Here is an 11,921-nt window from a genome sequence, read left to right as displayed (position 1 = left end):
ACCGTCGGACGGGAGGCGCGTGGCGGGACCGTCCCGTGCCTCCCGTCCGTCCTCGGTGCAGGTGAGCCGCGTGGCGGGGCGAACCCGTGCCTCCCGTCCGTCGCGGCGTCGGCCGCATCGTCGTACCCTGGACCCATGAGCATGACGGAACCCGGCGGCGGCCTCGACGTGATGGACCGCGAGCTCGAGAAGCTCCTCGAGGAAGAGGCGATCGAGCCCGGCGACCACGAGCGGTTCTCGCACTACGTGAAGAAGGACAAGATCCTGCAGTCCGCACTCTCCGGCAAGCCGGTCAAGGCGCTCTGCGGCAAGAAGTGGGTGCCGGGCCGCGACCCGGAGAAGTTCCCGGTGTGCCCGGACTGCAAGGCCATCTACGAGAAGATGAAGTCCGAGTAGTCCGCTAGACCACCAGGGTGGGGATCGCCGGGTCGCCGCGTCCGATGCGGGACGCGTCCACCGGGAGCTCCGCCTTGGCGCGCTCGTGGTGCGCCCGAGCCGCCTCGACGCCGGCGACCCCGAGGAACGCCGGGTCGACCTCGCCGTGGTCCACCACGGGGACGAGCAGGGGTCGCTCGTCGGGGCCGAGGCGACCGGAGGTCAGGACGACCTCGGCGGTGGCGATGCCGTTGCGGAGGCGCCGGCCGGCCTCCTTGCGCCCACCGGTCGAGGCCTTGTCCGCGGACTTCTTCGCGACGGGGACCCACTCGTCGCCCGCCGGGGTCTGGTGCGCGACGAGCTTGAACACCATGCCGGCCGCCGGGTGGCCCGAACCGGACACGACGCTCGTGCCGACACCGTAGGAGTCGACCGGCGCGGCCCGGAGCGCGGCGATCGTGTACTCGTCCAGGTCGTTCGTCACGGTGATCTTCGTCGCCGGGGCACCGAGCCGGTCGAGCTGCGCGCGGACCGCGGCGACGACGCTCGGCAGGTCACCGCTGTCGATGCGGACCGCGCCGAGCCGGCCGTCGGTGAGCCGGACGGCGGTCTCCACCGCTGCCTCGATGTCGTACGTGTCGACGAGCAGCGTGGTGCCGTCGCCGAGGGCGTCGAGCTGCGAGCGGAACGCGGCCTCCTCGGAGTCGTGCAGGAGCGTGAACGCGTGCGCGGCGGTGCCCATCGTCGGGATGCCCCAGGTGCGGCCGGCCTCGAGGTTGCTCGTCGCGCCGAAGCCCGCGATGTACGCGGCGCGGGCGGCGGCGACGGCGTTCCACTCGCCGGTGCGTCGCGAGCCCATCTCGGCGAGCGGACGGCCGTCGGCGGCGGACACCATGCGGGCGGCTGCGCCGGCGATGGCGGAGTCGGCGTTGAAGATGCTGAGCGCGAGGGTCTCGAGGACCACCGACTCGGCGAACGTCCCCTCGACCTGCAGCACGGGGGAGTCGGGGAAGAAGACCTCGCCCTCGCGGTAGGCGCGGACGTCCCCGGTGAACCGGTAGTCCGCGAGCCACCGAGCCGTCCCCTCGTCGATCACGCCGCGGTCGCGGAGGAAGCCGATCTCCTCGTCGCCGAAGCGGAACTCCGTGAGCGCCGTGAGGAAGCGCCCGAGACCGGCGGCGACACCGTAGCGGCGGCCGTCGGGGAGGCGGCGGGCGAACACCTCGAACACACAGCGTCGATCGGCGGTGCCGTCCTTGAGGGCGGCGTCCACCATGGTGAGTTCGTACTGGTCCGTGAGGAGCGCGCTGGTCACGCGTCCGACACTAGTGACCTCCCGGTGCCGAGGTGACGTCGCTGTGCCGCGGTGACGTCGCGGAGCCGGGGCGACGTCGCGGAGCCGGGGCGACGTCGCGGAGCCGGGGCGACGTCGCGGTGCCGAGGCGCGGGGCGCGCGTGGTCGGGCGCCGGGCGGGTGCGGCTCGGTACGCTGGGCGGGTGACGGATGCACCGATCGGAGTCTTCGACAGCGGGGTCGGTGGACTGACGGTCGCGCGGGCGATCATCGACCAGCTGCCGCGCGAGAGCATCCGCTACGTCGGGGACACCGTGCACTCGCCCTACGGCCCGAAGCCGATCGCCGACGTCCGGCGGTACGCGCTCGAGGTGATGGACGACCTCGTCGACCAGGGCGTGAAGGCGCTGGTGATCGCGTGCAACACCGCGTCCTCCGCCGTGCTCCGCGATGCTCGGGAACGCTACGAGCAGGCGTACGGCATCCCCGTCGTCGAGGTGATCCAGCCGGCCGCCCGTGCCGCCGTGAAGCAGACCCGGACCGGTCGGGTCGGGGTGATCGGGACGGTGGGGACCATCGCCTCGCGGGCGTACGAGGACGCGTTCGCCGTGGCTGCCGACGTCACCCTGTCCCTCGCGGCGTGCCCGCGCTTCGTCGAGTTCGTCGAGGCCGGGGACACCTCGTCGCCGGCGCTCCGTGAGGTGGCGGCGCAGTACCTCGCGCCGATCCGCGCCGCCGACGTCGACACGCTCGTGCTCGGGTGCACCCACTACCCGCTGATGTCCGCGGCGATCCAGTACGTGATGGGCCCGGACGTCACGCTCGTGTCGAGCGCCGAGGAGACCGCGAACGACGTCTACCGTCGGCTCGTCGAGCACGGGCTCGAACGCACCACCCCGGAACCGCCGACCTACGCGTTCGAGGCCACCGGCGACGACAAGAACGGCTTCATCCGGCTCGCCCGGCGCTTCCTCGGTCCCGAGGTCTCGAGCGTCGGACACCTCCAGACCGGGGCCATCACGCTGCCCCGAACCGAAAGGACCCCATGAGCACCCGCATCGACGGCCGCAGTGCCACCGACCACCGTCCGGTCAGCATCGAGCGGGGGTGGAGTTCGCAGGCCGAGGGCAGCGCACTCATCTCGTTCGGCAACACGAAGGTGCTGTGCACGGCGTCCTTCACGAACGGTGTGCCGCGCTGGATGGCCGGCAAGGGCACCGGCTGGGTCACCGCCGAGTACTCGATGCTGCCGCGGTCGACGAACGAGCGCATGCAGCGCGAGTCGATCAAGGGCAAGGTCGGTGGACGGACGCACGAGATCTCGCGGCTCATCGGGCGGTCGCTCCGAGCGGTCGTGGACATGAAGGGCCTCGGCGAGAACACCCTCGTCCTCGACTGCGACGTGCTCCAGGCCGACGGCGGGACCCGCACCGCGTCGATCACCGGCGCCTACGTGGCGATGGTGGACGCGATCGAGTGGGGCCGCGACAAGGGCTTCATCGCCAAGAAGGCGACGCCGCTGACCGACAGCGTGCAGGCGATCTCGGTCGGCATCGTCGGGGGGGAGCCGATGCTCGACCTCGCCTACACCGAGGACTCCGCAGCCGACACCGACATGAACATCGTGACGACCGGCTCCGGCAAGTTCATCGAGGTGCAGGGCACGGCGGAGCACGCGCCGTTCGACCGCGACGAGCTGGACACGCTGCTCGACCTCGGCCTCGCGGGCAACCGGTCGCTCGCGGCGATCCAGCGCGACGTGCTGGGCCTCGCGTGACCGGCCACACCGTCGTCCTGGCGACGCACAACCAGGGCAAGGTCGTCGAGCTGCGCGGGATCCTCGGCGAGGCCCTCGGCGCGGGCGTCGAGCTCGTCGGGTACGACGGTCCGGAGCCCGTCGAGGACGGCGACACCTACGCGGCGAACGCGCTCATCAAGGCCCGTGCGGCGGTGGCGCACACCGGGCTGCCGGCGCTCGCCGACGACTCCGGGATCGCCGTCGACGCGCTCGGCGGGGCACCCGGCATCCACTCCGCCCGGTACGCCGGGACGCGGGTGGACGCAGACAACATCGCGCTGTTGCTGCGGAACCTCGAGGGGGTCGTGGAGCGGACCGCTGCGTTCGTGTGTGCCGCCGCCTTCGTCACCCCGGACGGCACGGAGCACCTGTTCGAGGCGGTCTGGAACGGCGAGGTCCTGACGGAGGCCATCGGCGACGGCGGACACGGGTACGACCCGGTGTTCCAGCCGGACGACGCCGACCGTTCGGCAGCACAGCTGACGCGCGACGAGAAGAACGCACTGTCGCACCGGTCGAAGGCGTTCCGGGGGATCGCACCGATCGTCCGGGAGTACTTCGGGGTCTGACCACACCGGTCGGAGGGCTCCGCGGGACGCCGGCGTCAGCGCGGCGTTCCGTGCCCAGGCACAACGAGCGACACCTCGCGCCACGGGTTCCCGTGGCGCGAGGTGTCTTCGGTTGTGCGACGCCGCCGCTGCAGCGCCGTGCGGACGGTCAGCGCCGCCAGGCCGCCGGAGCGCCGACGGCCCGCCGACTACTGCTCGGCCGGGCGACCCGCGCCGTCGGCGGTACCCCGCTCGGCGCCACCGCGCTGCGCTGCCTCCTCGGCCTCGGCGGCGTGCTTCGCCTTGCGCGCGGTCCGCCAGTAGTGCAGCCCCGCGGGGACGACCGTGACGAGCACCGCGAGGATGAGGATCACGTCGATGTAGTTCCGCACGACGTACGCGATCGGCGGGATGTACCCGAGGAAGTACCCGAGGAAGGTCACGCCGACACCCCAGACGACCGCACCGACGGCGTTGTACAGCGAGTACTTCTTGTAGTTCATGCGCCCGACCCCGGCCGCGATCGGCAGGAAGGTCCGGACCACGGGGACGAAGCGGGCGAGGATGACCGCGAGCGGGCCGAAGCGGTGGAAGAACGCGTTCGTGCGGTCGACGTTCTCCTTCGAGAAGAGTCCGCTCTCCTTGCGCTCGAAGATCGGGGGCCCGGCCTTCTTGCCGATGTAGTACCCGAGCTCACCGCCCAGGAACGCCGCCGCGCCGATCATCAGCGCCGCCGCCCAGATGGGGATGCCGCCGATCTGGCCGCCGCGGTCGAAGGCGAAGAGCCCCGTGATGACGAGCAGGCTGTCGCCGGGGAAGACGAAGCCGATCAGCAGGCCCGTCTCGGCGAAGACGATGGCGCAGACGATGAGCACGGCGATGGCCCCGAAGTGGTCGAGGATGTACTGCGGGTCGAGCCACGGGATCAGGGCGAGTGCGACGGAGTGCATGGTTGTTCCGGTCGTGTCGGGGCGGGGCACGGGGAAGCTCCCGCGTGACGAGGGTACCGCCCGGCGGTGACCGCCCCATCCTCCTGTGGTGTGACTCCACCCGGCGAGCCGACCATCGTGCGGAAGGAGGGACTCGAACCCTCACGCCAGGGGCACAGGAACCTAAATCCTGCGTGTCTACCGATTCCACCACTCCCGCGAGCAGCGGCAGTCTACCGAGGCGTGGACGCGGGGCGGGCGGGAGCCGCGCCTCCAGGCCGTCCGCTCAGCGCACCCGACGAGGCAGGTACCGCGGCACGTACCGCAGCAGCACCCCCACACCGACCAGGCCGAGCACCCCCATCACCCCGCTCGCCAACGCGAGCGAGGCGACCGCGGTGACGCCCGAGATCAGCAGTGGCGCCGCAGCCGACCCGAAGTCCCCCGTGAAGCGCCACGCGCCGAGGAACGGTGCCGGGTTCCCCCGCGGCGCGAGATCCGCACCGAGCGTCATGAGGATGCCGCTGCCGACACCGTTGGCGAGGGACATGCCGATCGCGATGCCGACGAACCACCCGACCCTCGCGTCGAGGTGCCCGCTCCAGGCGAGCAGGAAGTAGCTCACGGCGAGCCCGAGCATGCACGGCAGGGCGCTCGCGAGTCGACCCCAGCGGTCCATGATCTGCCCGCTCGTGTAGAAGAGCGCGAAGTCGACGGCGCCGGCGATGCCGATGACGAGCGCGGCCGAGGCGTCGTCGAGACCGACGCTGACCGCCCAGAGCGGCAGGATCACCTGCCGTCCGGCGCGGAGCGCGCCGATGAGCGCCGCTCCGCTGCCGAGCCGTGCCAGGACGGCGCGGTTCTCGCGGATGGTGCGGAAGAGGCCGTGTGCCTCGCGTTCGACGAACTGCGCGCCCGTGTCGGTGGGCGGCTCGTCGGGGTGCCGCGCGGGTGCCGTGCGCCGTGCCGCGTCGGCCGCGTCCGGTCCGCGGGTCGCGTCCGTCCCGTCGGTCGCGCTCGTCGTGTCCGGCCTGGAGGCCCTGCTCGGCAACCGCAGACCGCGTGCGCCCGTCGCGGGGTCGCGCAGGACGAGGAGCACGACCGCCGCCGCGAGGCAGCACACCACGTGGATCCAGAAGGCGCTCTGCGTCGTGCCGGTCAGGTGGACGACGCCGGCCGAGAGGAAGGGCCCGACGAAGTAGCCGAAGCGGAACACGCCGCCGAGGCTCGACAGGGCGCGGGCCCGGATCCGCAGGGGGATCGCGGTCGTCATGTAGGCGTGCCGGGCGAGGGCGAAGACGGCGGTCGAGACACCGACCAGGAACACCCCGACGGCGAGCACCCAGGGGCTCGGTGAGACGACGCAGACGAGCAGCCCGACGACGGACACCACCGCGGCGCCGATCATCGCGTTCCGTTCACCGATCCGCCCGACCACGACGCCGGAGGGCACGTCACCGATGAGCTCGCCGACGAGGATGAGCGCGGCGACGAACCCGGCGAACGCGAGGCTCGCGCCGAGGGAGTCGGCGGCGATCGGGATGATCGGGATGATCGCTCCCTCGCCGATCGCGAAGAGCGCCGCGGGCAGGAAGCCGGACAGCAGGACGCCGCGGCGGTCGAAGGCGTCGTTCGTGGTGCTGGTCATCGTCGAGCAACGGTACGCCTGGACTCGTCGGGGGATGCGCTTACCCTGGATGCATGCGTGTACTTGCGGCGATGAGCGGTGGGGTCGACTCGGCGGTGGCCGCGGCGCGGGCCGTCGACGCCGGGCACGACGTGGTCGGTGTGCACCTGGCGCTGAGCCGGATGCCGGGCACGCTCCGCACGGGGAGCCGTGGCTGCTGCACGATCGAGGACTCGATGGACGCGCAGCGGGCAGCCTCGGCACTCGGGATCCCGTACTACGTGTGGGACTTCTCGGCGCGCTTCAAGGAGGACGTCGTCGACGACTTCGTCGCGGAGTACCAGGCCGGCCGCACCCCGAACCCCTGCATGCGGTGCAACGAGCGCATCAAGTTCGCCGCCCTGCTCGAGAAGGCGCTCGCCCTGGGCTTCGACGCCGTGTGCACCGGCCACTACGCCTCGGTCGTGACCGGGTCGGACGGCGCCCGTGAGCTGCACCGTTCGGCGGCGTGGGCGAAGGACCAGTCGTACGTGCTCGGCGTGCTGACGGCCGAGCAGCTGGAGCACGCGATGTTCCCGCTCGGTGCGACACCGTCGAAGGACGAGGTCCGTGCCGAGGCGGCGGCGCGCGGGCTGACCGTCGCGCAGAAGCCCGACTCCTACGACATCTGCTTCATCCCGGACGGGGACACCCGCGGGTGGCTGGCCGACCGCGTGGGGACCGCGCCGGGCTCGGTCGTGGAGCGCGACGGCACCGTGGTCGGCGAGCACGAGGGTGCCACGGGCTACACCGTCGGGCAGCGCCGCGGACTGCACCTCGGACGCCCGGCACCGGACGGCAAGCCGCGCTTCGTGCTCGAGATCCGGCCGAAGGACAACACCGTCGTCGTCGGACCGAAGGAGGCGCTCGACGTCCGGTCGATGGCCGGCTCGCGGTTCACCTGGGCCGGGACCGCTCCGGCCGACCCGTCGACGCCGTTCGCGTGCGACGTGCAGATCCGGGCGCACGCCGATCCGGTCCCGGCGACGGCGCGGGTGACGGACGGCGAGCTCGTGATCGACGTCGACGAGCCGCTGTCCGGTGTGGCTCCCGGTCAGACTGCGGTGGTCTACGTCGGCACCCGGGTGCTCGGGCAGTGCACGATCGACCGCACCGTCTCGGCGGTGCCCGCGACCGTCTGAGCCTGCGGCCCGGGGTCGGCGGTGCACGGTAGAACTGAGGCATGAGCGACACGACCCCCGACTCGGCCGACTCGACGTTCGAGACGCTGGCCCCGGCCGACCTCGACGCCGCGCAGGCCCAGCGGGAGGTCGACCGTCTCCGGGTGCGCATCGGCGAGCTGCGCGACCAGTACTACGAGGGCAACGGCTCGACGGTGTCGGACGGCGACTACGACGCGATGGTCCGTCGCCTCGATGCGATCGAGCAGCGCTTCCCGGACCTGCGCACCCCGGACAGCCCGACCCAGACCGTCGGCGGCCAGGCGCAGACGGTGCAGTTCGCGCCGGTCGAGCACGCCGAGCGCATGCTGAGCCTCGACAACGTGTTCAGCCCCGAGGAGCTGACCGAGTGGGCCGACAAGGTGCAGCGCGACGCCGGCTCCGAACGGGTCCGGTTCCTCACCGAGCTGAAGATCGACGGGCTCGCGATCAACCTGCGGTACGAGCACGGTCGCCTCGTGTCGGCGGCGACCCGTGGTGACGGCGTGGTGGGCGAGGACGTCACCGGCAACGTGCGCACCATGGGCACGATCCCCGACCGGTTGTCCGGCGAGGGACACCCGGCCATCGTCGAGGTCCGCGGCGAGATCTTCTTCCCCGTCGCGCAGTTCGACGAGCTGAACGCCCGGCAGCGCGAGGCGGGGGAGCGGGTGTTCGCGAACCCGCGCAACGCGGCTGCCGGATCGCTCCGCCAGAAGGAGGAGGGCAAGTCCGAGGCGAAGCGCGCGCTCATGGTCGACCGCCTGCGACGCCTCCGCATGCTCGTGCACGGCATCGGCGCGTGGCCGGTGCGCGAGCTCGAGCGCGACACCGAGGTGCACTCCCAGTCCGAGGTCTACGAGCTGCTGCAGACCTGGGGCCTGCCGACGAGTTCGCACTACCGGGTGTTCGACACCGTGGACGAGGTCATCGGCTTCGTGCGGACGACCGGCGAGCGTCGTGCGTCGGTCGAGCACCAGATCGACGGCGTCGTGGTGAAGGTCGACGACCTGGCCCTGCACGAGGAACTCGGCTCGACCTCCCGTGCACCGCGCTGGGCCATCGCGTACAAGTACCCGCCGGAGGAGGTCCACACGAAGCTCCTCGACGTCGTGGTCAGCGTCGGGCGGACCGGACGTGCGACGCCCTTCGCGGTGATGCAGCCGGCCGAGGTCGCGGGGTCCGTGGTGCGGCAGGCGACCCTGCACAACCAGGACGTCGTGAAGGCGAAGGGCGTCCTGATCGGCGACACCGTCGTGCTCCGCAAGGCCGGCGACGTCATCCCCGAGGTGCTCGGCCCGGTCGTCGAGCTGCGCGACGGCACCGAGCGCGAGTTCGTCATGCCCGCCGCCTGCCCGGAGTGCGGGACGCCCCTCGCACCGGCGAAGGAGGGCGACAAGGACCTCCGCTGCCCGAACGCCCGGAGCTGCCCCGCCCAGGTCCGTGGCCGGGTCGAGCACATCGCCTCGCGCGGCTCGCTCGACATCGAGGGCCTGGGCGAGGTCGCCGCCGCGGCGCTCACGCAGCCGCTGCACCCCGAGCAGCCGCCGCTCGTCACCGAGGCCGGCCTGTTCGACCTGACGATGGAGGACATCGTCCCCATCGAGGTGATCGTCCGCGACGCCGAGACCGGCATGGAGAAGTCCGACGACGACGGCACGCCGAAGCGCGTCACGCCGTTCAGCCGTGCCCGCAAGAAGACCGATCCGCCGTTCGACCCCGACGCGCGCGGAGCCGACCACACGGGCGAGCCGAGCCGCTACCCGTCGAAGAACGCCTTCGAGATGCTGGCGAACATCGAGGCCGCGAAGACCAAGCCGCTCTGGCGCATCATGGTCGGGCTCAGCATCCGGCACGTCGGCCCGGTCGCCGCACGGGCACTCGCGAACCACTTCGGGTCGCTCGACCGCATCCGGGAGGCGTCGCGCGAGGAGCTCGCGGCGGTCGACGGGGTCGGCGGGATCATCGCGGACGCCCTGCTCGACTGGTTCGCCGTGGACTGGCACCGCGAGATCATCGACCGCTGGACGGCCGCGGGGGTGCAGTTCACCACGCCGGACCACCCCGGTCCCGGCGCTGCCGTCGAGGGGGGCGTCCTCAGCGGGGTCACCGTCGTCGCGACGGGCTCGCTCGAGGGGTACACCCGTGAGGGCGCGCAGGAGGCCATCATCGCCGCCGGCGGCAAGGCTGCGTCGAGCGTCAGCAAGAAGACGGACTTCGTCGCCGCCGGTCCCGGTGCCGGGTCGAAGCTCACGAAGGCCGAGCAGCTCGGGCTCCGCATCATCGACGCGGAGCAGTTCCGCCTGCTCGTGACCGAGGGGCCCGGCGCCCTGGAGCCGGACCGGGCGGACGGACCGGAGCCGTCCGACGGCGCCGACGGCCAGGCGACCGACGACGCGGACGCAGGGAGCTGAGCAGCACGGCGGAGCGCGGCTCGCCGTGAGCGACGCGCCGTCGTCCGCGGGGGACCGTCGACGATCCGCACCCAGTTCGAGGGGCAAGTTGCACCGCGCACCCCCTCGTGAGCGCATTCTCCTTACACTCGAGAGGGCATCAATCGTCGGCTGAGGGGGTCGACGACACGGCCTTCCCGGGGAGACCTGATTGCTGCTCATCGCCGCGGCCCTGCTACTCACCGCCTCGATGCACTCGCTGGGAGTGGTCGAGGCTCCTGCCGTGCCCGTCCCGGGAGCGTCCGGCGTGGGCGTCCCGGCCGTGGCCGAGGCGCCCGTCGCGGAGGTGTCCGGGGTCCGGGACCCCGTGGCACGCGATGCTCCGCCCGGCGCCTCGACGACCGCTGCCGGCGGTCACGTCGGCCTCGAGCGGTTGGCGCGGGCGCGCGGCACGGCGTTCCTCGACGCACTCGTCGCGGTCGGTCCCGGCGACCTGGCACGCGCCGACGAGGACGATCGGGTGCTCGCGACCGCCCAGGACCGGCCACCCACCGCGGCCGCCGTCGCACGGTGGTGGGACGCGCTCGGCACCGCCGCGCAGGAGCGCCTGGTCGCCCTCGCCCCCGCGGTCGTCGGCAACCTGGACGGGGTGCCGTACGACGTCCGTGACCGCGCCAACCGGACCACCCTCGCCGACGGGGTCGGCACCGACGACCAGGACTCCGACGACCAGGACTCCGGCGGCGGGTCCGACCGTGCCGCCGCCCGCACCGCGTTGCTCGCGCAGGTCCGGGACTCCCTGCACCGCGAGTCGGGCCAGGCCCCCCGGCGCCTGATCGTGCTCGACACCCGGGGCTCGGGCCGCGCGGCGATCGCGGTGGGGGACCTCGCGACCGCCCGGGACGTGACGGTGGTCGTCCCGGGGATGTTCTTCACCGTGACCGGGCAGATGCACGACTTCACCGACACCGCGAGCGACCTGTACGACGAGCAGACCACCGTGTCGGCGCTCGCCACGACGCAGACCGCCCGAGGCGTCGCGGACCACGCGTCGAGCGGCACCGCCGTGCTCGCGTGGATGGGCTACCGGACGCCCGACATGTCCAACATCCTGTCGCTCGGACTCGCCCGCACCGGTGCCGAGCGGCTCGAACGGGTGGTCGACGGTCTCGACGCCGTCCGCGGCGACGACCGGCCCCGGTTGAACGTCGTCGCGCACTCCTACGGGTCGACGACGGCGCTGATGGCACTGTCGTCCGGCCGCATGCAGGCGGACTCGCTCACCGTGCTCGGCTCGCCGGGCAGTGCGGTGCAGACCGCCTCCGAGCTCGCGGTGGGTCCTGGCCAGGTGTACGTCGGCGACGCGCACAGCGACCCGATCGCGGGCTCCGGGTACTTCGGGACCGACCCGGGTTCGGCGGGGTTCGGGTCGACGCTCCTCGACCTCTCCACGGACACCGTCGAACCGGACGCGGGCGTGTTCCGCCGACCGGTGGGTCACAACGACTACCTCAAGCCGGGGACGGCGTCGCTGCACGACGTCGCCCTCATCGGGGTCGGTCGCGGTGACCTCGTCCGGCACCAGGCTCGGCGCGGTCAGGGTGGCGGCGGGACCGCGCAACCGGTGCCCGACATGTACCTCCTGCGACCCCAGGACCTGCAGCCCCGCGACTGAGCGGACCCGCCCCGTGGGCGATGCACGACCCTCCCTGTGGGTGATCCTGTGCGCCGCCGCAGCCCCCGACCTCCGCACGGCAG

10 protein-coding genes and 1 tRNA gene are annotated in these 11,921 nt (G+C 72.5%); 7 read left to right on the top strand and 4 right to left on the bottom strand.

Features of this window, described 5'->3' with window-relative positions; genetic code table 11:
- The first annotated feature begins 135 nt into the window (after positions 1–135).
- Positions 136–396 carry a DUF3039 domain-containing protein gene (locus PIJ49_RS04875; RefSeq protein WP_144411249.1) on the top strand — a complete coding sequence of 87 codons (261 nt, stop codon included), beginning with the start codon at positions 136–138 and terminating at the stop codon, positions 394–396.
- Between the two features lie 4 nt (positions 397–400).
- Here PIJ49_RS04875 and PIJ49_RS04870 read toward each other — a convergent pair whose 3' ends face one another.
- Positions 401–1,885: a nicotinate phosphoribosyltransferase gene (locus tag PIJ49_RS04870; protein WP_442874600.1), complete on the bottom strand. Its 1,485-nt coding sequence runs from the start codon at positions 1,883–1,885 to the stop codon at positions 401–403.
- Here PIJ49_RS04870 and murI point away from each other — a divergent pair.
- From murI to rdgB, 3 genes are read left to right on the top strand one after another with little or no spacing between them, the layout of a single operon-like run.
- Entirely contained in the window at positions 1,873–2,718 is an 846-nt protein-coding gene (gene murI, locus PIJ49_RS04865; RefSeq protein WP_066652917.1) for a glutamate racemase, read from the top strand. The genes PIJ49_RS04870 and murI overlap by 13 nt on opposite strands.
- Entirely contained in the window at positions 2,715–3,446 is a 732-nt protein-coding gene (rph, locus tag PIJ49_RS04860) for a ribonuclease PH (RefSeq protein WP_066652919.1), read from the top strand. The genes murI and rph overlap by 4 nt, the downstream gene beginning before the upstream one ends.
- Positions 3,443–4,036: an RdgB/HAM1 family non-canonical purine NTP pyrophosphatase gene (gene rdgB, locus PIJ49_RS04855; protein ID WP_271825985.1), complete on the top strand. Its 594-nt coding sequence runs from the start codon at positions 3,443–3,445 to the stop codon at positions 4,034–4,036. Before rph ends, rdgB begins: the two co-directional genes overlap by 4 nt.
- A gap of 188 nt (positions 4,037–4,224) precedes the next feature.
- On the opposite strand, the gene PIJ49_RS04850 is transcribed toward rdgB, so the two are convergent.
- The 3 genes from PIJ49_RS04850 to PIJ49_RS04840 all read right to left on the bottom strand — a co-directional run bounded on the left by PIJ49_RS04850 (position 4,225) and on the right by PIJ49_RS04840 (position 6,592).
- On the bottom strand, positions 4,225–4,965 hold the full coding sequence (locus PIJ49_RS04850) for a DedA family protein (protein WP_209683580.1): 741 nt from the start codon (positions 4,963–4,965) through the stop codon (positions 4,225–4,227).
- A gap of 118 nt (positions 4,966–5,083) precedes the next feature.
- Positions 5,084–5,164: transfer RNA gene (locus tag PIJ49_RS04845), tRNA-Leu, on the bottom strand.
- A gap of 66 nt (positions 5,165–5,230) precedes the next feature.
- Positions 5,231–6,592 (bottom strand): MFS transporter, encoded by a 1,362-nt coding sequence (locus tag PIJ49_RS04840; RefSeq protein WP_271825984.1) that lies wholly within the window; start codon positions 6,590–6,592, stop codon positions 5,231–5,233.
- A gap of 53 nt (positions 6,593–6,645) precedes the next feature.
- Here PIJ49_RS04840 and mnmA point away from each other — a divergent pair, with 53 nt between their 5' ends.
- The 3 genes from mnmA (at position 6,646) to PIJ49_RS04825 (ending at position 11,838) form a co-directional block, all read left to right on the top strand.
- The gene (gene mnmA, locus PIJ49_RS04835; RefSeq protein ID WP_251154733.1) at positions 6,646–7,752 is read left to right on the top strand and encodes a tRNA 2-thiouridine(34) synthase MnmA; all 1,107 of its coding nucleotides are present in this window, start codon (positions 6,646–6,648) and stop codon (positions 7,750–7,752) included.
- Positions 7,753–7,793: 41 nt separating this feature from the next.
- Entirely contained in the window at positions 7,794–10,184 is a 2,391-nt protein-coding gene (gene ligA, locus PIJ49_RS04830) for an NAD-dependent DNA ligase LigA (protein WP_144411250.1), read from the top strand.
- A 229-nt stretch (positions 10,185–10,413) separates the two neighbouring features.
- Positions 10,414–11,838: an alpha/beta hydrolase gene (locus PIJ49_RS04825; RefSeq protein WP_271825983.1), complete on the top strand. Its 1,425-nt coding sequence runs from the start codon at positions 10,414–10,416 to the stop codon at positions 11,836–11,838.
- The last annotated feature ends 83 nt before the right edge of the window (positions 11,839–11,921 follow it).

The organism is Curtobacterium uvaldense (genome assembly GCF_028307415.1).
In the GTDB taxonomy this organism is placed as follows: domain Bacteria; phylum Actinomycetota; class Actinomycetes; order Actinomycetales; family Microbacteriaceae; genus Curtobacterium.
Note: the sequence above shows the minus strand (reverse complement) of the source record. Positions and strands in the feature narration are given on the sequence as shown.

Excerpts from the sequence above, each read along its gene's own strand:
- rph (WP_066652919.1), top strand. The coding sequence starts at position 2,715 with ATGAGCACCCGCATCGACGGCCGCAGTGCCACCGACCACCGTCCGGTC.
- PIJ49_RS04840 (WP_271825984.1), bottom strand. The coding sequence starts at position 6,592 with ATGACCAGCACCACGAACGACGCCTTCGACCGCCGCGGCGTCCTGCTG.
- mnmA (WP_251154733.1), top strand. The coding sequence starts at position 6,646 with ATGCGTGTACTTGCGGCGATGAGCGGTGGGGTCGACTCGGCGGTGGCC.
- PIJ49_RS04875 (WP_144411249.1), top strand. The coding sequence starts at position 136 with ATGAGCATGACGGAACCCGGCGGCGGCCTCGACGTGATGGACCGCGAG.
- PIJ49_RS04850 (WP_209683580.1), bottom strand. The coding sequence starts at position 4,965 with ATGCACTCCGTCGCACTCGCCCTGATCCCGTGGCTCGACCCGCAGTAC.
- PIJ49_RS04825 (WP_271825983.1), top strand. The coding sequence starts at position 10,414 with ATGCACTCGCTGGGAGTGGTCGAGGCTCCTGCCGTGCCCGTCCCGGGA.
- ligA (WP_144411250.1), top strand. The coding sequence starts at position 7,794 with ATGAGCGACACGACCCCCGACTCGGCCGACTCGACGTTCGAGACGCTG.